Annotated in this window: 23 protein-coding genes and 1 pseudogene; 10 read left to right on the forward strand and 14 right to left on the reverse strand. The window is 70.8% G+C overall.

Going from position 1 to position 24,840, the window contains the following annotated elements; all coding sequences use genetic code 11:
* Window positions 1–203 precede the first annotated feature (203 nt).
* From phoU to ACIGXJ_RS21955, 3 genes are all read left to right on the forward strand, one after another.
* Window positions 204–878 (forward strand): phosphate signaling complex protein PhoU, encoded by a 675-nt coding sequence (phoU, locus tag ACIGXJ_RS21945; protein WP_399647870.1) that lies wholly within the window; start codon window positions 204–206, stop codon window positions 876–878.
* Window positions 879–1,153: 275 nt separating this feature from the next.
* Entirely contained in the window at window positions 1,154–1,318 is a 165-nt protein-coding gene (locus ACIGXJ_RS21950) for a hypothetical protein (RefSeq protein WP_399647873.1), read from the forward strand.
* A gap of 143 nt (window positions 1,319–1,461) precedes the next feature.
* Complete coding sequence (locus tag ACIGXJ_RS21955) at window positions 1,462–1,710, forward strand: SCO4226 family nickel-binding protein (RefSeq protein ID WP_399647874.1); 249 nt, start codon at window positions 1,462–1,464, stop codon at window positions 1,708–1,710.
* Between the two features lie 5 nt (window positions 1,711–1,715).
* Here ACIGXJ_RS21955 and ACIGXJ_RS21960 read toward each other — a convergent pair whose 3' ends face one another.
* The 6 genes from ACIGXJ_RS21960 to ACIGXJ_RS21985 form a co-directional block, all read right to left on the reverse strand.
* Window positions 1,716–2,111 carry a hypothetical protein gene (locus ACIGXJ_RS21960; RefSeq protein ID WP_399647877.1) on the reverse strand — a complete coding sequence of 132 codons (396 nt, stop codon included), beginning with the start codon at window positions 2,109–2,111 and terminating at the stop codon, window positions 1,716–1,718.
* A 30-nt stretch (window positions 2,112–2,141) separates the two neighbouring features.
* Window positions 2,142–3,089 carry an RNA polymerase sigma-70 factor gene (locus ACIGXJ_RS21965; RefSeq protein WP_399647878.1) on the reverse strand — a complete coding sequence of 316 codons (948 nt, stop codon included), beginning with the start codon at window positions 3,087–3,089 and terminating at the stop codon, window positions 2,142–2,144.
* Window positions 3,086–4,279 (reverse strand): NAD(P)/FAD-dependent oxidoreductase, encoded by a 1,194-nt coding sequence (locus tag ACIGXJ_RS21970; protein WP_399647881.1) that lies wholly within the window; start codon window positions 4,277–4,279, stop codon window positions 3,086–3,088. The genes ACIGXJ_RS21965 and ACIGXJ_RS21970 overlap by 4 nt, the downstream gene beginning before the upstream one ends.
* A gap of 122 nt (window positions 4,280–4,401) precedes the next feature.
* A complete protein-coding gene (locus ACIGXJ_RS21975) occupies window positions 4,402–5,679 on the reverse strand; it encodes an MDR family MFS transporter (protein ID WP_399647883.1) in 1,278 nt (425 codons plus the stop codon).
* 91 nt (window positions 5,680–5,770) lie between these two features.
* On the reverse strand, window positions 5,771–7,573 hold the full coding sequence (locus ACIGXJ_RS21980; RefSeq protein WP_399647885.1) for a stealth conserved region 3 domain-containing protein: 1,803 nt from the start codon (window positions 7,571–7,573) through the stop codon (window positions 5,771–5,773).
* 12 nt (window positions 7,574–7,585) lie between these two features.
* A complete protein-coding gene (locus tag ACIGXJ_RS21985) occupies window positions 7,586–9,256 on the reverse strand; it encodes a stealth family protein (RefSeq protein WP_399647888.1) in 1,671 nt (556 codons plus the stop codon).
* 236 nt (window positions 9,257–9,492) lie between these two features.
* Between ACIGXJ_RS21985 and ACIGXJ_RS21990 the strand changes: the two genes are divergently transcribed.
* Window positions 9,493–10,254, forward strand: coding sequence for a phosphoglyceromutase (locus tag ACIGXJ_RS21990; protein ID WP_399647890.1), 762 nt, complete (start codon window positions 9,493–9,495; stop codon window positions 10,252–10,254).
* Between the two features lie 86 nt (window positions 10,255–10,340).
* Here ACIGXJ_RS21990 and ACIGXJ_RS21995 read toward each other — a convergent pair whose 3' ends face one another.
* The 4 genes and pseudogenes from ACIGXJ_RS21995 to ACIGXJ_RS22010 form a co-directional block, all read right to left on the reverse strand.
* Entirely contained in the window at window positions 10,341–10,508 is a 168-nt protein-coding gene (locus ACIGXJ_RS21995; RefSeq protein WP_399647893.1) for a hypothetical protein, read from the reverse strand.
* A 581-nt stretch (window positions 10,509–11,089) separates the two neighbouring features.
* Entirely contained in the window at window positions 11,090–12,307 is a 1,218-nt protein-coding gene (locus ACIGXJ_RS22000) for a tyrosine-type recombinase/integrase (protein ID WP_399647896.1), read from the reverse strand.
* Window positions 12,307–12,546 (reverse strand): helix-turn-helix transcriptional regulator, encoded by a 240-nt coding sequence (locus ACIGXJ_RS22005; RefSeq protein WP_399647898.1) that lies wholly within the window; start codon window positions 12,544–12,546, stop codon window positions 12,307–12,309. The genes ACIGXJ_RS22000 and ACIGXJ_RS22005 overlap by 1 nt, the downstream gene beginning before the upstream one ends.
* A pseudogene (locus tag ACIGXJ_RS22010) lies at window positions 12,539–13,580 on the reverse strand (replication initiator). The gene ACIGXJ_RS22005 and the pseudogene ACIGXJ_RS22010 overlap by 8 nt, the downstream one beginning before the upstream one ends.
* Window positions 13,581–13,648: 68 nt before the next feature.
* Between ACIGXJ_RS22010 and ACIGXJ_RS22015 the strand changes: the two are divergent.
* The 3 genes from ACIGXJ_RS22015 (at window position 13,649) to ACIGXJ_RS22025 (ending at window position 17,023) form a co-directional block, all read left to right on the forward strand.
* Window positions 13,649–13,969 carry an ATP-binding protein gene (locus ACIGXJ_RS22015; RefSeq protein WP_399647901.1) on the forward strand — a complete coding sequence of 107 codons (321 nt, stop codon included), beginning with the start codon at window positions 13,649–13,651 and terminating at the stop codon, window positions 13,967–13,969.
* Between the two features lie 1,074 nt (window positions 13,970–15,043).
* Entirely contained in the window at window positions 15,044–16,156 is a 1,113-nt protein-coding gene (locus ACIGXJ_RS22020; RefSeq protein ID WP_399647903.1) for a hypothetical protein, read from the forward strand.
* Between the two features lie 438 nt (window positions 16,157–16,594).
* On the forward strand, window positions 16,595–17,023 hold the full coding sequence (locus tag ACIGXJ_RS22025) for a protein kinase (RefSeq protein WP_399647905.1): 429 nt from the start codon (window positions 16,595–16,597) through the stop codon (window positions 17,021–17,023).
* A gap of 57 nt (window positions 17,024–17,080) precedes the next feature.
* On the opposite strand, the gene ACIGXJ_RS22030 is transcribed toward ACIGXJ_RS22025, so the two are convergent.
* The 3 genes from ACIGXJ_RS22030 to mshA form a co-directional block, all read right to left on the reverse strand.
* Entirely contained in the window at window positions 17,081–17,881 is an 801-nt protein-coding gene (locus ACIGXJ_RS22030) for a hypothetical protein (RefSeq protein WP_399647907.1), read from the reverse strand.
* 78 nt (window positions 17,882–17,959) lie between these two features.
* On the reverse strand, window positions 17,960–18,460 hold the full coding sequence (locus tag ACIGXJ_RS22035) for a YbjN domain-containing protein (protein WP_399647909.1): 501 nt from the start codon (window positions 18,458–18,460) through the stop codon (window positions 17,960–17,962).
* Window positions 18,453–19,793, reverse strand: coding sequence for a D-inositol-3-phosphate glycosyltransferase (gene mshA / locus ACIGXJ_RS22040; protein ID WP_399647911.1), 1,341 nt, complete (start codon window positions 19,791–19,793; stop codon window positions 18,453–18,455). Before mshA ends, ACIGXJ_RS22035 begins: the two co-directional genes overlap by 8 nt.
* 202 nt (window positions 19,794–19,995) lie before the next feature.
* Between mshA and ACIGXJ_RS22045 the strand changes: the two genes are divergently transcribed.
* The 3 genes from ACIGXJ_RS22045 to ACIGXJ_RS22055 all read left to right on the forward strand — a co-directional run bounded on the left by ACIGXJ_RS22045 (window position 19,996) and on the right by ACIGXJ_RS22055 (window position 23,894).
* A complete protein-coding gene (locus ACIGXJ_RS22045) occupies window positions 19,996–20,808 on the forward strand; it encodes a class I SAM-dependent methyltransferase (RefSeq protein WP_399647914.1) in 813 nt (270 codons plus the stop codon).
* A 299-nt stretch (window positions 20,809–21,107) separates the two neighbouring features.
* Window positions 21,108–22,196: a C40 family peptidase gene (locus ACIGXJ_RS22050; RefSeq protein WP_399647917.1), complete on the forward strand. Its 1,089-nt coding sequence runs from the start codon at window positions 21,108–21,110 to the stop codon at window positions 22,194–22,196.
* 423 nt (window positions 22,197–22,619) lie between these two features.
* Window positions 22,620–23,894, forward strand: coding sequence for a PP2C family protein-serine/threonine phosphatase (locus ACIGXJ_RS22055; protein ID WP_399647920.1), 1,275 nt, complete (start codon window positions 22,620–22,622; stop codon window positions 23,892–23,894).
* Window positions 23,895–24,474: 580 nt separating this feature from the next.
* Here the strand turns inward: ACIGXJ_RS22055 and ACIGXJ_RS22060 are convergent.
* Window positions 24,475–24,810, reverse strand: a complete 336-nt coding sequence (locus ACIGXJ_RS22060) for a DUF2516 family protein (protein ID WP_399647922.1) — start codon at window positions 24,808–24,810, stop codon at window positions 24,475–24,477.
* Window positions 24,811–24,840 lie beyond the last annotated feature (30 nt).

Here is a 24,840-nt window from a genome sequence, read left to right on the forward strand (position 1 = left end):
AGGCATGGGATACGGACTGGCCACAGCCGTGCGAGTGCGACCTCGAACACTCGTCGCCCAGAGTTCACCTGGGAGCCAGTACCGGTTCATTCGAGGTGGCGGAATCGGACGCGTAGAGGGCCGAACGTGGGAGTGTGGGGGCGGAACCCCCGAGAGGCCGAAGGGGCCCGACCCCTGGGACACACGTACGAGAGGGAACCCTGATGCGGGACGCGTACCACGAGGAACTGGACTCGATCGGCGACGGTCTGGTGGAGATGGCCCGGCTGGTCGGCTCGGCGATCGGGCGCGCCACGACCGCCATGCTCGACGCCGACCTGAAGCTGGCCGAGGCGGTGATCGAGGCCGACAAGAAGGTCGACGAGCTGCAGCACGAGCTGGAGGCGCGGGCGATAGCGCTGCTCGCGCGGCAGCAGCCGGTCGCGACGGACCTGCGCATCGTGGTGACGTCGCTGCGGATGTCCGCCGACCTGGAGCGCTCCGGCGACCTCGCCCAGCACGTGGCGAAGCTGGCCCGGCTGCGCTTCCCCGCGCGCGCGGTCCCGCAGGACCTGCACGCCACCATCCTGGAGATGGGCCAGCTCGCGCAGCGCCTGATGGCGAAGGCGGCGGAGGTCATCATCACCAAGGACATCGACCTGGCGATGCAGCTGGAGCAGGACGACGACGCGATGGACCTGCTCCACCGCACGCTCTTCCAGCACCTGATGGACGACCGCTGGAAGCACGGCATCGAGACGGCGGTCGACGTGACGCTGCTGGGCCGCTACTACGAGCGGTTCGCGGACCACGCGGTGTCGGTGGCCAAGCGGGTGGTGTTCCTGGTGACGGGTGAGCACGCGGACGAGCTGCAGGCGGATGTGCAGCAGGAGATCTAGGCCTGACGGCCGGCTCCTGACGGCCGGCTTGTGGCGCCCCAGCTCCTGGCGCCCCAGCTCCTGACGACCGGCTCCTGACCGCTCCGTCCGGGCCGGGGCCGGCTCCCGGCAGTCCTCGCGGGCCGTCTCGGGGCCGTCTCGGACCGTCTCGGGCCGTCTCGGGGCCGTCTCGGGGCCTGCTCCCGGTGGGCGTGGCTTCGCCTCCGTGCGCCGTTGATGCGCCTGGCGGGGCGGGCATGCAATGGGGGCAGGCACCTGCCTCTCCAGGAGGAACCATGGCCGAGTCCCCCGCCGCGCGCAGCGGCACGTCCGACCCCGCACAGGAACGCCCGACCGAGCGGCCCGCCGAGATCAGGAACCTGACCCTGATCGCGGCGTGCGGCTGCGGCTCGGGCTGCGGCTGCGGGTGCCAGTCGGGCAACCCCTGCCAGTGCGGCTGACGACATGACGTGAGGCCCTCGGTGTCGCGGGACACCGGGGGCCTTCGCCGTGTCGCCGGGGCCGTGGGGCGGGCGCACCATGGAGGTGCAGCCACTCCGGCGCCGTTCATGGCGCCGCCCCCCCGGGAAGGAGGTGTCCGGCCATGCCCCAGTTCATGGACGTCCACCGCGGGATGAAGGGCATCACGGCCGACCAGCTGATGGAGGCCCACCGGGCCGACCTCGCCATCGAGGAGGACGAGGCCGTGCACTTCGAGCGGGCCTGGGCCGATCCCGAGTCCGGCGTCGTCTACTGCCTGTCCGAGGCGCCCTCGGCCGACGCGGTGCAGCGCATCCACGAACGCGCCGGCCACCCCGCCGACGAGGTGCACCCGGTCCCGCTCACGGTCTGACCGCCCTACGGCCGGCGCGCGGTCAGCACCCGCGCCAGGTCCAGCACGCTCAGGCCGAACATCAGCACGCCCAGCGGGACGTGCAGCGACGCGGTGTGCGTGACGCCCAGGACGACCTGTACCGAGGCGAGGACGAGGAAGCCGGAGGAGTACAGGAGGGGTCGGGGCGAGCCGCCGCCCGGCCGCCACGCGAGGACCGCGGCGAGCACGTACAGCATGGACGCGCCGTACATCACGCGCGCTCCGACGCTGTGCAGCGTCTCGCCCTGCGAGGAGGTCAGCAGCAGGCCGGCGGTGGACGCCTGGAAGAAGATGCCGAGCGTCTGCAGGGCTACGGCGGTCTTCAGGAGGGCGAGGGTGCGGGCGGCCTTCGGCGTGGGAGCGGTCAGGGTCGCGGTCATGCTGGGGTTCCCTTCGTACTGATGGACTGTTCAGCGCAGGGTGAGCGGTGTCCCCGACGCCACATGGGTCAATTTCTCCGGGTTCCGCACGAAGTACAGGCCGGTGATGCGGGCGTCCTCGACGCGCAGCGCCATGACGCCGTCGAGCTCGCCGTCCAGGCGTACGACGAGTGCGGGGCTGCCGTTGACGAGGGTCGGTTCGCTGGTGACGGTGGCGCTGACCTTGCGGATGCCGCCGAGGTAGAAGCGGACCACCTTCTCGGCGCCGACGACCGGGCGCAGCGCGGCCCGCCTGACGCCGCCGCCGTCGCTGACCAGGACGACGTCGGGGGCGAGCACGTCGAGCAGGTCCCGCGGGTCGCCGGTGTCCAGCGCCCGCCGGAACGACTCCAGCACCGCCCAGGCCTCGCCGGGCGTGGCCGTCCTGCGCGGGCGGCGGGCGTCGACGTGCCGGCGGGCCCGGTGGGCGATCCGGCGGACGGCCGCCGGGGTCTTCCCGACGGCCTCCGCGATCTCGTCGTACCCGACGTCGAACACCTCGCGCAGCACGAACACGGCCCGCTCGGTCGGCGTGAGGCTCTCCAGGACCAGCATCAGCGCCATCGACACGCTCTCGGCGAGCTCGGCGTCCTCCGCCACGTCCGACGCCGTGAGCAGCGGCTCGGGCAGCCACTGGCCGACGTAGGCCTCCTTGCGGCGCCTCACGGTGCGCAGCCGGTTGAGGGACTGCCGGGTGGTGATCCGCACCAGGTAGGCGCGCGGGTCGCGGACCTGCCGCAGGTCGGCCCGCACCCAGCGCAGCCAGGTCTCCTGGAGGACGTCCTCGGCGTCGGCGGCGGAGCCGAGCATCTCGTAGGCGACCGTGAAGAGGAGGTTGCGGTGGGCGACGAAGGCGTCGGTCGCCCGCTCGACGGCCCGGTCGGTCTCCTCCGGAACCGGGCCGGGTTCCGGGTCGTGCTCGGGGGCGTGGCCGCTCATGTCGTCACGACGGCCTCGTCGCGCCGGGCCTGGAGCATCTGCTGCCGCTTGGGGCTGCCCGCGGCACGGTGCAGGCGGTATCCGCCGGGCTTGTGCGCCTCCTCGGTCAGGTGCTTGACGATGACGTTGCAGACGAGTTCCTTCAGGCGCGCGCCGGGACGGCCGCCCACGTGGAACCACAGGGCGACGTCGTCCCGGTGGGCGAACTGGAAGATGCCGTGGCGGCGGCCCAGGCTGATGCACTGCCCGAAGAAGTACGTCTTGAGGTTCTCGGGCTGCTCGCCGGCGAGCCGGCTGAGGATCGTGTCGGCGGCGCGGGCGCCCAGCGGCATCGCGGCCTGGCAGCTCATGCGCAGCGGCACGCCCGAGGGCGCCGCCGAGTCGCCGGCCGCGAGGATCCGGGGGTCGTCGACGCTGGTCAGGGTCTCGTCGGTGAGCAGGCGGCCCGCCTCGTCGGTGCTCAGTCCGCTGCGCGCGGCCAGGTCGGGCACGGCGAAGCCGGCGCTCCAGACGGTCACGCCGCTCGCGACCTCGCGGCCGTCGGCGAGCCGTACGGCGTCCCGGGTCACGGCCGTCACCTTGCTGCCGGGCCCGTCGAGCACGGTCACCCCGAGCTTCGCCATCCGCCCGGCCACCGAACGCCGGCCCCGCGGGTGCAGGGACGGGCCCAGGACCCCGCCGCACACCAGGGTCACGGGGCGGCCCTGCTCGGCGAGTTCGGAGGCGACCTCGATACCGGTCGGCCCGGCCCCGACGACGACCACGGGCACGGTGGTGCCGGCCGCGTCGAGCACGGGCTTCAGCCGCTCGGCCTCCTCCAGGGTGCCGAGCGCGTGTGCGAACTCGGCCGCGCCCGGCACGCTGGGGTCGGCGCTTCCGCTGCCGACGGCGTAGACGAGGTAGTCGTACCGGATGCTCTCCCCGCTCTTCAGCGCGACGGCCCGTCCGTCGGCGTCGATCCGCTCCACGCTGTCGACGACCAGCCGCACGCGCTGGGCCAGCACGTCCCGGAACGCGACGACCGCCTCGCCGGTGCCCCCGGCGTGCTGGTGCAGCCGCACCCGGTGCACGAAGCCCGGCCGCGGGTTGACCAGTGTCACGGTCACGTCGTCCCGCTGCGTCAGCCGGTTGGCCGCCATCACCCCGGCGTACCCGCCGCCGACCACGACCACCTGCGTGTCCTCGTTCATGGTGTCTCCTCCGTCGTCCGCGTCCGTCGTCCGTAGCGCGTTCGACCTCAAGACACCGGGGGTCCGGGGGGTGTGACAGGATGTGGCCCGGATCACATCACCGGGCCGTTCCCCCGGTGGCGTCAGCCCGTCACCGGCTCCGACTCGTCCCGGCGGACCGGACGCCCCGCGGACGGCTGGGCCTCCGCCCGCGCCGGCTCCGCGGGCAGCGAGCGCATCAGCAGCCAGTAGCCCACCGCGGTCACCGTGCCGACGACGGCGCACAGCCCCCACAGCCACTCGGCGCCGAAGCGGTCGATGAGGAGGCCGGACATCAGGGGGGCGACGAGGGCGGCGACGGACCAGGACAGGGTGTACATGCCCTGGTAGCGGCCGCGGCCGTGGACGGGGGACAGACGGACGACGATGCCGGTCTGGGTGGGCGCGTTGACGATCTCGGCGAGGGTCCACACGCACACCGTCAGGGCGAAGGCCGCGACCGAGCCGGCGAAGGCCGTGAGGGCGAAGCCGTAGCCCGCGAGGAGCGCCGAGACGACCAGCAGGCGCTGCGGGTCGCGGTGTTCGATGAAGCGGGTCACCGGGATCTGCAGGGCGACGATCAGGACGCCGTTGACGGCGATGGCCAGGCCGTAGTCCGCGGGCGTGAAGCCGGCCGCGCCCATGGCCACGGGCAGGCCCACCGCGCCCTGCTGGAAGATCACCGCGATGAGGAAGGACAGGCCGACGACGCCCATGAAACGGCCGTCGCGCAGCACCGTGCCGAGGCCGACCGCCTCGCCCCCGGCCTCCTCCGCGGCGGTCCTCACGGGCTTGGACTCGGGCAGCTTCAGGAACACCACGACCGCGCAGAGCAGGGTCATGCCGGCCTCGATCAGGAAGCCGGCGAGATAGCTGAACTCCGCGATGAAACCGGCCGCCATGGAGGAGACCGCGAAGCCGAGGTTGATCGCCCAGTAGTTGAGGGAGAACGCCCGCACCCGGTCCTCGGGGCGCACGATGTCGGCCATCATCGCCTGCACGGCGGGCCGCGAGGCGTTGGACGCCATGCCGACCAGGAAGGCCACGGCCGCGATGGCGACGGGGTGGTGCATGAAGCCGAGCAGGGCCACCGACAGGGCCGTCGCGGTCTGCGCGATCAGCAGGGTCGGGCGCCGGCCCAGCCGGTCCGTCATCACGCCCCCGCCGAGCGAGGAGATGACACCGCCGAGGCCGTGCAGGGAGGCGACCAGACCGGCGTACGAGGCGGAGTAGCCGCGGTCCAGGGTGAGGTACAGCGCCATGAAGGTGGCGACGAACGCGCCGAGCCGGTTGACCAGCGTGCTGGTCCACAGCCACCAGAACTCCCTCGGAAGACCCGAGACGGTCTCCCGGGCGGCACGTCTCAACGAGGCTGGTGACATCGCGCGATCCCCCACGGCGGTAAGCGGCAAAAGCGGCAGCCACAACTTACGAAGGTGACTGCCGCCCGCGCCACTGGATTGACGCTCCCCGTCAATCGACCGGCTGCACCGGCTCCTTCTCGCGCGTCCGCCGACGTGCGGGCCGCCCGGCGGGCCGCGGCGCGGCGACCTGGGCGCGGCGCTCGAACCGGCTGGGGAAGGGGTACTTGCGCTCCAGGAACGCCCCGATCGCCCGCTGGGCCGCGGCCCGCGCCGCCGGGGGCGTGTCCACGTCGTTCAGACAGAAGAAGTCGACGTCCTCACCGGCCGCGAGCCGCGCGAGGCGCTGCCGCATGTCCGGCGAGCCGAGCTGCACGTACCGGAAGAGGTACTCCGCCGGTACGGCCCGGCCGGTCGCCAGCGCCCAGTGGTGGTGCAGCGTCGACGCGGGTGCCAGGTCCGAGGTGGAGCGGAACCGGGAGTACGAGGTGCGCCGCAGCTCCTCGATCTCCAGGGCCTCCATCTCCCGCATCACCGAGAGGAGTTGCGGGTGCGGCGTGTGCAGCGACTTGTTGGTGATCTGCCGGCCGTGGAACCGCTTGATCACCTCGCGGGTGTTCTTGCCCGCCGAATTGGGCGCCGGCTCCAGCGGATGCGGGGTGCCGACACCCAGCTTCAGCGGCGAGAACGGGATCCGCGCGATGCCGTTGCCGTGGAAGAAGTGCCCTGCCTGCACGGGACGGTTGATGAACACGTCGTCGTTGAAGTACAGGTAGTGGTCCGAAAGGCCCGCTATGTGGTGCAGCCGGCTCTCGATCGCGTGCGAGTTGAACACCGGCAGGGCGTCCGCCGGGAGGATGTCCCGGTGGTCGACGACCGTGATGCCCTCGGCCTCCGGGTCCAGCCAGTCCGGCACCTGCGAGTCGGTCACCAGATACACGTGCCGTACGAAACCGGCGTACATCTCCAGCGAGCGCAGGGCGTACTTCAGCTCGTCGTGGCTGGTGTAGCGGGAGGCGCCGGTCTCGCGGGCGGCGATGTCGTTGTCGGAACGCTCCTGGTGTGCGCGGCGCTTGGCGGCCATCGCCGGGTCGTTGCCGTCGACCCAGGTGTAGACGGCGTCGACCGGGAACAGCACCTCGTCGATGCCGGGCTCGGCGAACGCGGCGAAGGTCGGCACCGGACGGCGGTGGAAGCCGACCGTGGCCGGCTTCTGCGCGGCCTCGGGGACGACCTCGGAGACCGGGTTGCGGCGCGGGGCGACCAGCGCGGCGGCGTACACGTCCTCCAGCTTGTCGCCGGGGACCGTGAGATGGCCGGGCTCCGCGCCCAGGTCCCGGCCGTGCCGCCAGAACTCGATGTCGCAGCCCGCCTCCAGGCCGCTGAGCACCTGCCCGGCGGGTCCGAGGCGCACCTCGCCGATCCGCAGCACCGCGGCCCGGCGCAGGGCCCGCGGCAGCTTGCCGTCGGCCCACAGCACCGCGCCGGACACCGTTCCGTCCGCGGCCACCGCGCCGGCGTACGCCGCCGTGCCCGAGAGACTCCGCGCGGCCTGCGCCAGCACCGTACGGCGATGGGTGTCGGCGACACCCACCACCTGCCGCGGCGCGCCGTGCCCGTGCTCGGAGGGCACCAGGAAGTACGGCACCCCCGCCGCCTCCAGCAGGTCGCACACCTGCGCGAGGTCGGCCTCGACGGCCTCCGCGGCGGTGTAGGCCGTGACGGTCCGGCCGTACAGCCGCTGCGGTCCGAAGGCGACACGGCGCAGCCCGGGGACCGTGCGCCGCAGCCGGCGGCGGCGCACGGCGACGCGCGGCGCCCACAGCCGGGCGGTCAGCCAGAGCCGGCAGCGCAGCAGCAGGTCCCGGGCGGCCCGCATGCCCGCGGATGCCGGCAGGCGGTGACGTATCTCCATGGCCTCAGCCCGTCAGTCGCGCTTCTCGTAGGGGCTGGGGAACGGGAAGTAGTTCTCCAGGAACTCCGCCATACGGGTGTGCACCTGCTCGCGCTCCTCCTCCGGAACGTCCACGTCGTTCAGGCAGAAGAAGTCGAAGCGGCGGTTGGTCCTCAGGTCCTCCAGACGCTTGTCGGCGTCCGGGCGGCTGATGTTGACGTACCGGAAGTTGAACTTGCCCGGCACACCGCGGCCCGTCATCAGCGAGTAGTTGTAGAGCATCGGCGCGGTCACGGCGATGTCCGTCGGGGAACGGAACCGGGACGCCATGGTCCGCTGGACGTCCTCGGGGAACAGCTTCTCGATCTCCAGCAGCGTGCTGCGGTGCTGCGGCAGCGGGGTGTGCATGAAGTTGTTCGTCGTGAACTTGCCGAACTTCTCCAGCAGCAGCGCCCGTACGTTCTTGCTGGCGGAGTTGGTGGCCGTCTCCTCGGCGTGCGGCTTGCCGACACCGATCTTCAGCGGGGACACCGGGATCCTCATCAGGCCGCTGCCGTGGAAGAAGTGCTCCGGGGTGACGCGGCGGCCGCAGAAGACGTCGTCGTTGAAGTACAGGTAGTGGTCCGAGATGCCCGGGATGTGGTGCAGCCGGGTCTCGATCGCGTGCGAGTTGAACACCGGCAGGACACCCTCGGGGAAGATGTCGCGGTGGTCGACGACGGTGATGCCCTCGGCGGTGTCGTCCAGCCAGTGCGGCTTCTGGCCGTCGGTGACGATGTAGATGTGCCGCACGAAGTCGGCGTACATCGCCAGCGAGCGCAGCGAGTACTTCAGCTCGTCGTGGCTGGTGTAGCGGGAGGCGTTGATCTCCTTGTCCAGGATCTCCGCCGTGCCCTTCTGCCGGTACTTGGCGCGCTTGGCCCGCATCGCCGGCTCCTCGCCGTCCACCCACGTGTAGACGATGTCCACCGGGAAGGTGACGCGGTTCACCGTCGGCAGGGTCAGCGGGGCGAAGCTCGGCAGCTCGCGCCCGCCGACCTTCACGGTGACCGGCTTCTGCTCGGAGGCCGGCAGGACGTCCGTTATGCCGTTGTTGCGGGGCGCGATCAGCGACTCGGCGAAGATGTCCTCGGACGCCTGCGGCTGCACCTTGGCCAGGCGGCGCTCGCCGTCCTCGCCGGCCAGCAGCTGACCGCCGTCCTCCCAGAACTCCACGTCGCAGGCCAGCTCGGGGCCGGCGAGCAGCTGACCGGCCGGGCCGAGGTGGTTCTCGCCGATCCGCAGCACGGGGGACGTGCGCAGGCCCGCGGGCAGGATGCCGTCCAGGAACATCGCCGGGTGCTTGAGCTGGCCGCCGGGCAGCGGGCGGCCGATGAAGACCGCCTTGCCGGCGTAGAGCTTCTCCAGGGCCGCGAGGAACCGGTCGCGGTCGACGACGTTGACGCCGACGACATGACGGGTCCGGGCGGTCGGCACGAGGAAGTAGGAGATGTTCTCCTGCTCCAGCGCGGCGACGACCAGGTCGAGGTTGGCGGCGGCCGCACCGACGGCGGTGAACTCCGTCACAACCCGCCCGAACAGCTGCTGGCCGCGGACGACGACGGGGCGCAGGCCCGGGTTGGTCTCCGCAGCCATACGGCGCCGTCGCATGGTTCGCAGCTGCCAGACTCGCTCGGCGGCCTTCCGCTCGATTCGCGGTCGCATCCGCCGCGCAAAGGAACGCACGGTCACGTTCTGTGCTCCTCATCTGAACCGCTACACCTGCGCTTGGCAGCCAGGTGGACGTGGCTTTGGGTTGTGGAAGAGTTCACCTTAATTTAGAGGCCCGGGCGGCCGGCTGTCAGATCGCCCTCCGGACGCACCGGTGGGGCCAAGCCCACACCATTCCACACAGTGAGCACACACCCTCTGCCGCAGAGCGCTTAGGTAGGCTAAAGGCCATGGCCGACGCACCGTACAAGCTGATCCTCCTCCGCCACGGCGAGAGCGAGTGGAACGCGAAGAACCTGTTCACCGGATGGGTGGACGTCAACCTCAACGAGAAGGGCGAGAAGGAGGCGGTCCGCGGCGGTGAGCTGCTCAAGGACGCCGGCCTGCTCCCTGACGTGGTGCACACGTCGCTCCAGAAGCGAGCGATCCGCACCGCGCAGCTCGCCCTCGAAGCGGCTGACCGCCACTGGATCCCGGTCCACCGCTCCTGGCGCCTGAACGAGCGCCACTACGGCGCCCTGCAGGGCAAGGACAAGGCCCAGACCCTCGCCGAGTTCGGCGAGGAGCAGTTCATGCTGTGGCGCCGCTCGTACGACACCCCGCCGCCGCCCCTCGAGGACGGCTCGGAGTTCTCCCAGTCCGCCGACCCGCGCTACGCGACGATCCCGCCGGAGCTGCGCCCGCGGACGGAGTGCCTGAAGGACGTCGTCGTCCGGATGCTCCCCTACTGGTACGACGGCATCGTCCCCGACCTCCTCGCGGGCCGCACCGTCCTGGTCGCCGCGCACGGCAACTCCCTGCGCGCCCTGGTCAAGCACCTCGACGGCATCTCCGACGCCGACATCGCGGGCCTGAACATCCCCACGGGCATCCCGCTCGCCTACGAGCTCGACGCCGACTTCAAGCCGGTCACCCCCGGCGGCAAGTACCTCGACCCGGCTGCGGCCGCGGCGGCGATCGAGGCGGTCAAGAACCAGGGCAAGAAGAAGTAACACGACCTGAAGAAGCCCCCTACCTGCGGTTTTTCCGTCAGGAGGGGGCTCTTCTATGCGTCGGTGCCGTGTCTGGGCCGTCGCGGTCAGATGCGGTGCAGTCTCACGCGGACCGACACGAGGAAGGCCAGCGGGAGGACAGCGACGGGTTCGGCGCCGACCCACATAGCAAGGGTCGAGCCACCGAGGCCGACCAGCCCGAGCGGCAGCTCGCGGGGCATGAGGTCGATACGCAGACCGCGTCGTGGCACCATGGGCTTCTCCGTAGGACGCATGACTTCTCCTATATCAGCGGTGAATAAGCGTGCCGACGGAGTAAGGGGCCGCTCATGCCCGTGAGCGGCCCCTCCTGTTCCCTCGGCGCGTAGGGGACTTTAGCGACCTAGTGGGGAGTGCCACAAACCCGCAGCTAAAACCACTTGAGCGAGCCCTTCGCTTAGTCTCGCAGCGCAATCAGAAAGTGTAGTTGCAGCGTTGTCCGGCAGGGCCGAGACGTGGCAACCGTAAAAAAACGGAAAACCGTTGAACCGTTGAAGCGGAATGTGGCGGCTGCCCGGCCGGGCGGGCGGCCAGGCGGGCGGGCGGCCGGGCAGGCAGCCGGGCGGGCGGCCAGGCGGCAAGGCGGGAGGGGGACGTGGACCGGTACATTGTCGTGGCGGTGCCGAATCACGGTTGGCGATTCCAAATGCTAGCTTCGACGATTCACGAGCTGCGACTTTGTCGTGGTGGTGCCGAATCACGGTTGGTGATTCCAAATGCTAGCTTCGACGATTCGTGGGCCATGGCTTCTCGATTCTGGGCAAGAGGGTGAGGTTGTGTAGTGGGGCACCCTCGGCTAGGCGAAGATGGCCGCAATCGCCTTGCGGGTGCGCTCCCGGCTGGATGGCATCAGGTGCGCGTACACGCGGAGCGTCAGATCCGGGTCCGAGTGGCCGAGGTACTCGGCGAGGGCCTTGATGTTCTCTCCCGCGTCCAGGAGCACCGAGGCGTAGAAGTGGCGGAGGGCGTGCATGCCGTTCTCACGCGACTCGGCGTACGAGCCGCCCGGCTTGCGCTCCGGGATCACACCGGCGCCCGCGAGCGCTCGCTTCCACACCTCCTCGTTCAGGGACGTGCGCCACACATGCCCGCCGCGCGGTCCGGTGAAGATCAGGCGCTTGGTCACCCGAGGTCCGTCCGCGACCTTCCACGGCAACGTGATCTCAACCGGCGGGAACCGCTTTATGTGGGCCCGGAGGGCGTCGGCGACCGGGCCCGGCAACGGCACGTCCCGCAGCTTGCCGCCCTTTGGTGGGGCGAAGACGGGCTTACTGCGGCTGAGCTTGAGCTGCTGGACCACATGGAGCGTCTCCGAGTCGAAGTCGATCGCGTCCACGGCAACGCCAAGGATCTCGCCCTGTCGGAGGCCGCAGCCGCTGCCCAGGTCGACCATGGCCTGGTACCTCTCCGGCATGCCGGCCCGGACGGCGAAGACCCGTTCAACCGTCCACGGGGTGATCCGCTTGGTGTCCGGGGTGGGCGGCCGGACCGACCGGGCGGCGCACGGGTTCCGAGGAAGGTGCCCGTCGTCCACGGCCGCGCTCAGGGCCGCCCGTACGTTGGAGTAGATCGTCCGGGCGTACGAGCCACGGACACCGTTCTCCTGGAGCTGCGTGATCCAGTCGCGGATGTGGGCGGGCTGGAAGGACCCGAGCGGGCGTGAGCCCAGGTACGGGTAGGCGTGCAGCCGAAGCTGCGACTCCATCGACGCCTGCGTGTTCGGGTCCGGCGCATGGGCCACCCAGCGTTCGGCGTACTGCTGGAACGTGATCCGAGCCGCGCGCGGGTCGATGTACTGCCCGCGTGCCATGTCCGCCTCGGTGTGAGCCAGCCACTGTTCAGCCAGCCGCTTCTGCCGGTCGGGGAAACTCTTGGACTTCTCCGTGCCGTCAGGGCCGACGTAGCGAGCGCGGTAGCGGAGGCCGGACCCGTAGCGCTCGGTCTTCACCTTGCGCGCCTTCCCGTCCGGGCCGGTCTCCGTCCTGTACCAACGGTCCTGAATGTGCCCGGCCATCAGGCGGCAGCCCCTTCCCGCAGGGACTCCACCCAGGCTTGGACGTCCGCGGGGTCGTACCGCAGGTGCCGGCCGACCCGGAAGCCGCGGGGGCCGGTGCGCTTGCGGCGCCACTGATAAACCGTCTCGACGCTGGGCAGGTCGAACATCGCCACTAGGTCGTCGGGAGTCAGATACCGCGACGGCAGGCCACGCGGCTCGGAGGCCGCTTCCGCGACAGCGAGGCGACGGCTAGCCATGGGTGGGTTCTCCTTCCGTTCCGGCGGCGGGTTCGAGGGTTTCGGCGAGCCAGGCTTCGGTGTCGGTGAGACCGGTCCCGGCGTAGACCCAGTGCGCCAGGACGAGGGTCGTGTCCGGGTCGGTCTCGGCCGCTGCCGGGGCCTGTGCGCGGCGCCATTCGGCGCGGGCGTCGCGGAGGGCGCCGAGGGTGGTGGAGTAGCGGCGGGACTTGGTGGAGAAGTGGCCGCGGAACCCGAGCATGTGGGCCCAGGCCCGCAGGCGGAGGTGTTCGAGGTCCTTACGGGCGCCGAGGGTCCAGGCAGTGCGGATGAGGCGGCGGGCGCTGTCGCTGATATCGAGCTGGGCGAGTTCGGCGAGGAACCTCAGCGGCCGGTCCAGAGCTCCCGTGGCGGTCTCGGCGACCTCGGCGGCGTATTTGGCGATGTACGCGGCGACAGCCCGCTCGGTCAGCTCCTGGTCGCCCTCGAAGTCGGCCGAGCGGATGGTGCGGACGTCGAGTGGAGGGCACCGAGCGGGGAGACGTTGATCTTGGTGCCGCCGGTGAGCGAGGGCCGAAGGCGAAGACGTGGGCGCGGCCGTCGAGGACTGGGCCGTCCACGACGGCGAAGCCGACCAGGCGGAGTTCGACAACACCAGGCTTGACGGTGTGGACGTATACGGCGTGAACGCCCCAGGCGTGCCGCAGCCGTTCGGCCGATGCGGCGACGTCGGCGGGCACCTGCCCCGGCGCGAGGCGAAGCCGGAGTCGTAACCCGGTCGTCATGGGCCGGATGACGCCCCGCCGGGGCGGCACGGGCCGAACCTCCCGACGAGTGATCGCCCTCGCGGCGAGGACACGCAGTCGGGAAGGCTGGACGGTCAGTCCGCAGGCTTCCATGACGGAGGCGTACGAGCTGAGGAGCCGGACAGTGGATATCGGACCGCCGACCGTGGACCAGTACACGGCGGGATACCGGCCTCGGGAGTAGGCGGCCCCGCCGCCGAGCGCGGCGACAGGACCACCCACCTCCAGGAGCGTCGTCAGGTCGGTCATCAGGCAGCGGCTCCCGTGGACACCGGGAAGGACGCCGGAGTGACGGCAGCGGCGCGGTAGGCGATGCCGTGGCGCTGCTACCCGTTGAACACGGACTGAGCGAGCTGAGCGTGAACGCGATCCTGCACACGGCCAGCGGCGGGAACTGTGGCACCTTCCACCTGGCACTCGCCGTATCACCGCAAGCGGTGGCCCTGTCGGTGACGGACGACGGCGGCACGAGCACCGCCCCCAAGGTCGAGCACCAGGACCAGGACGCCGAACACGGCCGGGGCCTGGGCATCGTCAACGCACTGGCCCACCGGGTCATCGTCCACACCAGCCAGGCCGGCCGCACGGTCACGGCCGAACTCTTCACGGCCCCTCGGCCAGGAGACCTCCCGTGCTGACTGCCGCCAACACCGAGATGCCGGACATGAGCAGCAGTCAGCCCCCGCCCTACCAGTGCCAGGCCAGGCCTATGCGTAGTGGTTACGCGAACGCACCTGGCACATCACAGGCCAACTCGAACCGGCATACGCACAGCCAGGACTGCACTGGCTGACGGACCAGGCCGAACACGAACGCGCCCTCGCCTACCTGGTCGGTGGCACGGGTTACCAACTCATCCTCTACGACGGCAGTACCCGCTACGTCCTAGCGATCTACCCCCCGACGACGAGCGCATGAACGCATCCATCCGCGGCTACTGGTGCGAGTGCTGGACCGCAGACGTCAGGGAGCGAGAGCTCCCTGAGCTCAAAGCTTCGTTCGACGCCTACTCGGCACCACAGGCAGACCGATGGATCGCAGTCGCCCTCCGCACCATCTCACCGGCCCTCGGCCCCGCCGCCACCAACGCGGCATGGGAATGGCTCTACAACGGCCGCATCGACACGAGACGCGCCCTGATTCGCATGCAGCCCTGCACGGTGACCATCACGCAAGCCCACACCCGCATCACATGGACGGTCCGCCCCGTGACCTTCCTGCCACTCGCAGACCGCCGAGACACGCAATTACCGGCATGCGCACACACCCTTAGTCCCCAGACAACCGACTGAGTTACAACTTTCTCTACTGGTTCAAGGCGGCTCGCTCCGCTCACCGCGCGGCCAGGCGGGCGGTGGTGGAAGTGCCGCAGAAGGCCGTCTCTGTGCCGTGAAAGCACTGCCCCAAGGTGGACGCGCCTGTCGTGGTGGCCAGCGGGACGGTATTGGGGAAGCCAATGGGTACACACCCGGCGGTGCCTCACGAGAACAATGCTGATGCCGGGTGGCCAGTTGGCGACTCGTGAGCAACGGTTCGCGGTTGCTTGGGAGAAGATACGCCCCTACAATGAAAATGGAATGGGCCAATACATGGCGAGCCTTTCGGCAGATTCAATGAATATCGCCAGCCGCCATCATTAATGGCTGCCAGGCGACCGGGGAACTGACCGAATGTTGACCTGCACTCCGTGCGGCCGGCAATGGAAGGCCGCAGTGGAAGACGTCGCAAAGAGATTGCGATCGGAAGGTCGTATCAAGATGCCAGACGATGTCAAACGACCTAAACTCCCTGAAGGACTCAGGGATGGAAACTCGCAAATCTCACCACTCCAAGCCGAACTAGAGCGAAGTCTCGCAATCGGACTCACCCCGGACGGATGGACGCACGAGATCACCTGGGAAGCGGACAGCCCCAAAATACACCCAATCCCCACTGTCGCGTTCATTTTCGGCAGCACCTTGACTTGCTGGCTTTTCTGGGGCTGGAAAGCTGGGATCGCCGCCACTGCCGCAGCAATAGGTCTACGGATGCTGTTCTCCGTGCGCAACGGTCCGCAGCCGGGCCAGGAAATCACCGAATGGTTCATCCCGCCGGATGAAAAGCTGTTTGAAGCGGGAATTGCAGGCCATGAGATTGTCGAAATCACTCGCGGGCGCCCAGGATTTTCAAGAACGCGCATCGCTACGAGCGCTGACCGTAGATTCACGCACCGAGTATTCGCCGCCGCGAGCAGTGCGCTTTCACTTGGAGGCTTCCTGACGTTACTTGAAGAAGCTAGCGTAATTAGCCCTATCAGCTATCTGCGCGTCCAGTCCCTGCTTGTAGCAGCGATATGCGCCTTTCTCGCCATCTGGATTTGGAGGCGGATTGGAATAAACATGCCCCTGCTGGACTCCAAGCCCGCCGCACCTATGGGATCAACCATCCGCGATGTGCTTGACTCCGCCACGACTGGATCAACCGCTGAGGCCTTGCCATCCGCAGTCCTGTCACGGATTCCCCCAAGGGTGAACCGCGTGCTGCTGCCCGCCCTCGCCGTTGTTTATGGGACCCTAAGCGTCCTTATTTCTTTCAGTGTCACTCCGGACCGCAGTCAACTATGGTCGGGGCTCACCGCGGCCATGGAATTGGCGGTATTTATACTGGCGGGGATACGTGCCGTACTGCTCATTGCTGTTGGCGTCATTCAGCACGACTGGCTAGCTTTTAGGTCTGCGCTGTGGACGATCGCCCTTATGGGAGTACTGCTATTGGTAGCGAAGCTGTTTGGATGGCTCGACGACTGGGGCGCGGTGATCTCTTGGGTTGGGGATCACGTGGGCTGACAGGCCCTCCCCCTAGGTCACGCCCGCTGGAGTGTCACTCGGCGGGACGCCATCAAGCACCCAAGCTTCACGGCTGGTGGCTCAGCACCGTCATGGCGGCCCGGCCGTCGTGGCCCGCTCTGGTCGACGGCGTGAGCAGCGTGGCCAAGGCCGGTGGGGGTATAGCGCGGCACACGCGTGCGTGGTCGGTCGGCGCACCCGCCGTCGCGGCTGACTGTCGTCGGCTGAGGTTCGGACGGGGTGCAGCGAGGGTGCCGGCCGTCAGCTGAGCGCGCCAGGGCTGTGGGCCGTCCCTGGGCCGTCCGAAGTCGCTCGACAGTGGCCAGTGACGACCAACGACAACCACCAGGAGCACGATCTCACCGCCCCTGACCAGCGAAACCCAGCTCACCAAGATCCCCGGCAAGACCCCGGGCAAGAAGAAGTAGCCCCTGCTTTGTGAGGGCCCCTGATGACGGGAGCCCACACATCGAGCAGCGCTTCGCGGAGTACGTCGACACCCCCGCCGATGCCGAGCTGCTGAGCGGCGAGGCGCTGCTGCACACCGATTGGCACCCGGACAATGTGCTGATCGTGAGCGGTGCCGCCCGTCTTGTCGACTGGGCCTGGCCCACGCGCGGCGCCCCGTGGATCGACGCCGCCTGTTGGGTCGTGTGGCTGGTCTCCGCCGGCCATACCGTCCCGGATGCCGAGCAGTGGGCCGCTACGACCTCTGCTTGGTCCAGTGCCTCGCGGCGTGCCCTCGATGTGTTCGCGTCCGCCCAGGAGCGGCTCTGGGTCGGCATCGCCGCCGATGCGTCGGACGTCGCGTGGATTCAGGGCCTCGCAGCCGCTGCCCGCAAGTGGGCCGCGTACCGCCGAGCATGAGAAGAGGCCGACCGACCGCCGTACGGCCACAGCCGGACGGCGGGCCGGAACGCGTTGTCAGCTGACGTTGACGTAGTCGGCGGTGGAGCCGGCTCCCGAGGTGGTGGCCGTGCCGCCGGCGGACCAGCGCCAGTAGCCGTCGTAGGAGGCCGTGACCGTGGTGCGCAGGTCTCCTGTGGAGTTGGCGGTCACCGTGCGTACGGCCTTGTAGGTGGTGGTGCCGGCCTTGCGGAACTGGAGCGTGGCCTGCTTGCCGCCGTAGTTGACGTAGCGGTCGAGGGCCCAGTCGGCGCGGGTGATCTTGCCGGTGACCGTGATCGGCCTGCCCTTTACGGCCGGCTCGGGCGAGGCGTTGACGGTGACACGGGCGGAGCGCTTGACACGCTCATAGCCGAGGCCGGTCAGATACTCCTCCGTCTTGAACTCGTCACCTGACCACACCTTGGCCAGCACGGCGAACTTCCAGGTGGCGGCGTCGCCGTTGGAGTCCAGGGTGGACCGGTCGACAGAGAAGTCACCGGAGCAGTTGTAGCCGCCCGAGGGCGCGTCACCGCAGCCCACGCCGCTCGGCAGGATGCCGCCCGACCTCCAGGCCCCCGCGGGCGTGGTGTCGTAGCGGTACAGGAACGGAATGACGTCGACGTCGTCGAGGGTGAGTCGGCCCGGCAGGGTCACGTGGAACGAGAACTTCGGACGCTTCACCTCGGTGGGGCCGACGACGATGGTCTTGCCGCCGTTCACCACCATGTTCGTCACGGTGACCCCGGTGTCCGCCGCCTGAGCGGTCGGCGCCGCGAGCGCCCCGAGTGCGAGCGCTCCCGCGAGCGCGACCACCGTGCCGGTTCTTCCTGTGCGCATGCACGACCTCTTCACTGTTCGTCCGCAAGTCGCAGCAGGCTACAGCCAGAGTGCGTGCGGCTGTTCGAAATTGAGACGTCAGTCCGTCGGCCGCTCCAGCAGGTGTGCGAAGGCGTCCAGGTTGCGGGTCGACTCGCCCCGGGAGGTCCGCCATTCGTACTCGCGGCGGATCGCGGAGGCGAAGCCGAGTTCGAGGAGGGTGTTGAAGGAGCCGTCGGCTGCTTCGAGGACCTGGCCGAGGAGGCGGTCGATCTCGTCGGGGGTGATGGAGGCGAGGGGCAGCTTCGCTGTGACGTAGATGTCGCCGAGGGGGTCGACCGCGTAGCTGACGCCGTACAGCTTGAGGTTGCGTTCGAGGAGCCAGCGGTGGACCGCGGGTTCGTTCTCGTCGGGGTGGCGGATGACGAAGGCGTTCAGGGACAGGGAGTGGCGGCCGATCTTGAGGGAGACCGTCGTGGACAGTTTGCGGGTGCCGGGGAGCTTGACGACGTAGTGGTCGGGCTCCGGGGACTCCCACTCCAGTTCGGCGTCCTTCAGGGCGCCTTCGACGATGCGTGCGGCCTGCTGTGACTCACCCATGGTGGGAGCGTACGCGACGCCGATGGGCGTGCAGGGCGGCGGTGTAGACCTCGGCGGTCGCGGCGGCCGAGGTGTCCCAGCCGAAGGAGCGGGCGTGCCGGGCGGCCGCCTCGCCCATGGTCGCCGGCAGGTGCGGGGCGTCGGCGAAGTCGCGCAGCACGCGCGCGTACGCAGCCGGGTCGTGGCCCTGGACGAGGAACCCGGTCTCGCCGTCGCGGACCGCCACCGGCAGGCCGCCGACCGCGGCCGCGAGGACGGGCGTGCCCGCCGCCTGCGCCTCTATCGCCACCAGGCCGAACGATTCGCTGTACGACGGCATGACCAGCACCGACGCCGCGCGGAACCAGTCCGCGAGCTGCTCCTGGCCGACCGGCGGGCGGAAGCGTACGACGTCCGCGATGCCCAGGCGCGCGGCCAGCTTCTGCAGCCCCTCCGGCTTGGCCAGACCGCTGCCGCTGGGGCCGCCCACGACCGGGACGACCATGCGGGAGCGCAGTTCGGGGCGCTCGTCCAGCAGGACCGCCACCGCGCGCAGCAGCACGTCCGGTGCCTTCAGGGGCTGTATGCGCCCCGCGAAGAGGGGGATGAGGGCGTCCTGCGGCAGGTCGAGGCGCTGACGCGCGGCGGCGCGGCCGTCGGCGGGGCGGAAGCGGTCGAGGTTGACGCCGGGGTGGACGACGGCGACCTTCGACGGGTCGGCGGCGTAGTGCCGGACGAGTTCGTCGGCCTCCTCGGCCGTGTTGGCGATGAGCCGGTCCGCCGCGGCGACGATCTGGGTCTCGCCGATGACCCGCGCGGCGGGCTCGGGGGTGTCGCCGTCGGCGAGGTTGGCGTTCTTCACCTTCGCCATGGTGTGCATGGCGTGCACCAGGGGCACGCCCCAGCGCTGGGCGGCGAGCCAGCCGACGTGGCCGGAGAGCCAGTAGTGCGAGTGGACGAGGTCGTAGTGGCCGGGGCGGTGGCCTGCCCACGCCTGCATCACACCGTGCGTGAAGGCGCACAGCTGGGCCGGGAGGTCCTCCTTGGCCAGGCCCTCGTAGGGGCCGGCGTCGACGTGCCGGACGGTCACGCCGGGGACGATCTCGACCGTGGGCGGCAGCGCGGCCGTGGTGGCGCGGGTGAAGATCTCGACCTCGATGTTGATCGCGGCGAGCCGCTGGGCCAGCTCCACGATGTAGACGTTCATGCCGCCCGCGTCGCCGGTGCCCGGCTGGTGCAGCGGGGAGGTGTGCACGGAGAGCATCGCGACGCGCCGCGGGCGGCGGTGCCCGAGCCGGAGCCGCGAGGGAGCCGCCGGAGAGCGACGCCCGAGCCTGCCGACGTAGTGGCTCACGAGGCGTTCCTCCTTGCTGCGGGCATGCCGGACGGAGGACCTGCCGCGCCCTCCAAGGGGGTCCAACCATGGACGGCCCGGTTCCATTTCCCCTCGGGGGATCTTTGCCGAATCATTACGGTTTGTCGCTCAACCGTTCGATATCCCCGGGGGTCCGCCCCGACCGGGCCCGCCGCCCGGCGCGCCGCATACCCTCGTACGTATGACATCCCGCGCCGCCCTCCGCCCCGTGGGCACGGTCACGCGCGGGACGACCAACCCCAACCGGCTGCGCCGCATGGACCGCTGGATCGCCGCGGCCCACGGCGCCGAACTGCGCCGGGCCACCGACCCCGTGGCGGTCGACCTCGGCTACGGCGCCGCGCCCTGGACCGCCGTCGAACTGCTCGGCCGGCTGCGCACGGTCGCGCCGCACGCGCGCGTGGTCGGCATCGAGATCGACCCCGCGCGCGTGCGGGCCGCCCGGCCCTACGAGCGGGAGGGACTCACCTTCCGGCACGGCGGGTTCGAGATCCCGCTCCCCCAGCGGCCCCTGCTGATCCGCGCCGCCAACGTGCTGCGCCAGTACGACGAGGAGCAGGTCACCGCCGTCTGGGAGCGGCTGTGCGCCCGGCTCGCCCCGGCCGCCGGACCCTCGCGCGGCGGGCTGCTGGTGGAGGGCACCTGCGACGAGATCGGGCGCCGGCACGTCTGGGTCGCGCTCGGCCCGGAGGGGCCCCGCACGGTCACCTTCGCCACCCGGCTCGGCTCCCTGGAGCGGCCCTCCGACCTCGCCGAGCGGCTGCCGAAGGCGCTGATCCACCGCAACGTCCCCGGCGAGCCGGTGCACGCCTTCCTGCGCGACTTCGACCGCGCCTGGGCGGCCGCCGCGCCGTACGCCTCCTACGGCGCCCGGCAGCGCTGGATGCGCGCGGTGCGGGACCTGACCGCCGACTGGCCGGTGACGGACGGGCCGGTGCGCTGGCGGCAGGGCGAAGTGACCGTGGCCTGGGAGGCGTTGGCGCCCCGCCGCTGATCCGCCCGGCGGCGGAGCCGGCGGACCGTCACCCACACGGGTGAGCTGCGGGAACGATCCCGGCGAGCCGTTCGTCGAACGGGCGGGGGACGCGCAGGGGACGCGCAGGGGACGGGCGGGGGACGGGCCGGGGGACGGGCCGGGGGAATCGACACGGCCGTATGGCGCTGGGGGGATGGCGGTTCCCGCCCCGGCCGGGCGGGACCTCTGTCGTTTTGGGCGGCGGCATGGCACGATCCCTCAGGCGTCCGTATGTTACTGACGGTTAATCAGTTCTGGATCTGTTTGGGGGAAGAGGAATGGCAACGGGAAAGCGCGGCCTGATCACGGCGGCCCTGACCGTCGTCTGCGCGGTCACCGTACTGTCGGCACCCGGCACGGCCTTCGCCGCTCCGGCCCCCACGCCCGACCCGTCGCCGTCCGCCTCCGCGACCCGGCCGGCTCCCGCCACCAACAAGGAGCTCGAGGCCGTACGACAGCGGCTGGAGGAGCTCTACCACGACGCGGCCGTCGCCACCGACGCCTACAACGCCGCCGAGGAGAAGGCCGACCAGCAGTCCGCGCAGCTGGTCGCGCTGGCCAAGAAGATCACGGCGGGCCGCGAGAGGCTCGCGGAGCTGAAGGACCGCATGGGCGCCGCGGCCGCCGCCCAGTACCGCACCGGCGGACTGCCGCCGGAGGCCCAGCTGGCCCTCAGCGACGACCCGAGCGAGTTCCTCGACGGCACCGGCCGCATCCGCCAGGGCGAGCGCGCCACCGGTCACGTGCTCACCGAAATCACCCGCACCCAGCAGGACTTGGAGCAGTACGCCAAGGACGCCTCCGCCCAGTGGAGGAAGCTGGAGGCCAACCGCAAGGCCAGGGCCGCCGCCCGGCAGCGGATCAACCAGCGCATCACCGAGGCCGAGGAGCTCGAGAAGCAGCTGGAGAAGGAGGAGAAGGAACGCCTGGCCCGCCTGGAGCGCCAGGCCGCGCAGAAGGCCCAGACCGCCTGGCTCGGCACCGGCGTCCTCGACGGCAGCACGGCCGGGGCGAGCGAACAGGGAAAGAAGGCCGTCGAGTTCGCCGCCGCGCAGCAGGGCAAGCCGTACGTCTGGGGCGCCGAGGGCCCCGACTCCTTCGACTGCTCCGGCCTCACCTCCCAGGCCTGGGCGAGCGCCGGCCGCACCATCCCGCGCACCTCTCAGCAGCAGTGGGCCCAGTTGCCCCATGTCGACGTAGCGGACATGCGGCCCGGCGACCTCGTCGTCTACTTCGAAGACGCCAGCCATGTCGGGATGTACATCGGCGACGGCATGATCGTCCACGCCCCGCGCCCGGGACGCACGGTGACGGTCGCGGGCGCCGGTTCGATGCCGATACTCGGGGTGGTACGGCCGGATGCGTGAGGTCTCGCACCTCTCCTGAGGTTTTGTACGGCCCCCCGGGGGTCCCGCCCGGCTTCGCCAAGGCCCTGCACGGCCGGGGAGGGGCGGCGCCACGGGTACGTGACGCACGTCGGCACCACGGGCGCGTGACACACACCTCGTGACGGGGGCCACCGCCGCGAACCCGGCCCCGTGACCGCGGCCACGTGACCTGGCGCACGCCAAGTCCCCCGCAAACTCCGCCCGGACGTGACGTTCGTCATTCCCTGGCCCCGGTCACCTCGCCCAACTGCGGTACGGAACGCGGCATATGACAGTGACCTGCCGCGGGGCGGGGTGGCGTGGACCATTCCGCTGCGGCGGCGTCACCCGCTATGGTCCCGATCGGTGGGTCGAGGTCTTCGCCCCGCCACGCCCTCGGGGGGAGGGAAGGAACACAGGACAATGCCCGTACCCGTACCGCGGCAGAGAGCGATCCCGGCCGTGGAGAGTGGTCAGGCGCCGGCCGCGTCCACCGCAGGCCCCACCAAGGAGGACACCACCGCCCCCCTGACGCTGCTGCTGATCGAGGACGACCCGGCCGGCTCCGCCATCGTGCCGGACCTGCTCGACTCGGCCGGCCAGCCGATCCGCGTCCGCACCGCCCGCAACCTCACCGAGGCCGAGCGGCTGCTCACCGACGACGTCCACTGCATCCTGCTCGACCTGGCGCTGACCGCGCCCGGCCGGGCGGGCGAGCCGGACGACGACGAGCTGGCCGTGCTCAAGCACGTGCTGGAGATCGCACCCCGGCACGCCGTCCTCGCGCTCACCGCCTCCGGTGACGCCGAGCGCGGCGCCCACGCCGTGCGCGTCGGCGCCCAGGACTACCTGTTCCGGGACGAGCTGGACGGCCGGCTGCTGAGCCGGGCGATCCGCTACGCCGTGGAGCGGAAACGTTCCGACACGGCCGAGCGGCGGCTCGCCGAGGGCCGTATGCGCGCGCAGGAGAACCGCCGCCTCGAGCGGGGGCTGCTGCCCACGCCGCTCCTGGAGGGCTCCCCGCTGCGCTTCGCCGCGCGCTATCGCCCCGGCCGCTCGCGCGCGCTGCTGGGCGGTGACTTCTACGACGTCGTCCGGACGCCGGACGGCACCGTGCACGCCATGATCGGCGACGTCTGCGGGCACGGCCCCGACGAGGCCGCGCTCGGCGTCGAGCTGCGTATCGCCTGGCGCGCGCTGACGCTGGCGGGGCTGTGCGGGGACCAGCTGCTGAGCACGCTGCAGCAGGTTCTGGAGCACGAGCGGTCCGACGACGAGATCTTCGCGACCCTGTGCACGGTGGACATCGCGCCGGACGGCCGTCGGGCCGGTCTGTGCCTGGCCGGGCATCCGGCCCCGCTGATAGCCCGCCCCGGCCGGGCCCCGCGGCTGCTGCCGTACGACAACAACGGGCCGGCTCTCGGGTTGCTGCCCGGCGCCCGGTGGCCCCGGATGCAGGTCGAGCTGGGTGCCGAGTGGAGCCTGATGCTCTACACCGACGGCCTGATCGAGGGCCACATCGGTGAGGGCCGGGAGCGGCTGGGCCAGGACGGCATGGTCGAGATGGTCAGCCGGCAGCTGGCGGAGGGCCTGCGCGGGGAGGAACTGCTGCGGGCGGCCGTGCACGAGGTGCGCGAGCTGAACGGCGGCGAGCTCACGGACGACGTGGCCGTGCTGCTGCTGGACCGGCTGCCCTAGCCTCCGGCGGGCTGGGTCGGGAGCTCGGCTCGCTGAGGCCGCCTGACTGAGCGGGCCGTAATCTCCGGCGGCGCCGGGGGCTGGCACGCTGAGGCTGGCGGCGGGGCCACGGGCTGGGCTCGCTGAGGCTGCCCGACCGGGCGCCGGGCGTGGCGGCCGAGGGCGGGGCGTTCGCGCGACTCGGCGCTACGAGGTGCCGCCGCGCCCACCCGTGCCGCCCCAGGCGGCACGCATGCCCGCGACCGGGACGCCCCAGGGGCGCGAGGAACCGCGCGACCAGCCCACCACGATCCGCAGGCCCGCTCGCTGCCCGCGACGGGGACGCCCCGCGGCCACGCCCCAGGGGCGCGAGGAACCGCGCGACCATCCCACCACGACCCGCAGGCCCGCTGCCCGCGACGGGGACGCCCCGCGGCCACGCCCCAGGGGCGCGGGGAACTGCGCGAGCAGCCCACCACGGTCCGCAGCCCGACGACGCGACCAGCCACACCGCACCGCACGCCCGGCGTCCGCCGAGCCGCACCGCACGCCGGCCGCACCACAGCCCGGTCCGTCCGCCCCCGCAAGGAGCCCGGAGGGCCTAGCGGCCGCCGTTCCAAGGCCCGTACGGCCCGTCGCTGCTGCTGCCGCCCCGGCGCCGCGGGCCCGAGATCTGGCGGAGCGCCGGCCGGACGTCGACCATGTACACGATCGTGGCGATGAGGCCGATGATCGGCAGGAACGACAGGATGCCGAAGATCAGGCTCACCACGAAGGCCAGACCGAGGATGACCAGCCAGAACGTCTTGGTCTGCTTGTCGGCGGCGCGATAGGCGTCCTCGCGGCGCACGGCGGCGTCCACCAGCGCGAAGCCGCTGAAAAGGGTGAAGGCCAGGCTCAGCAGGGCCATGAACCCCGCGAATCCCTCCATCAGCATGATGTCCACCATCCGGTTCGGCTCGTCCTA

The organism is Streptomyces sp. NPDC053367, from assembly GCF_044545925.1.
Classification (GTDB): Bacteria; Actinomycetota; Actinomycetes; order Streptomycetales; family Streptomycetaceae; genus Streptomyces.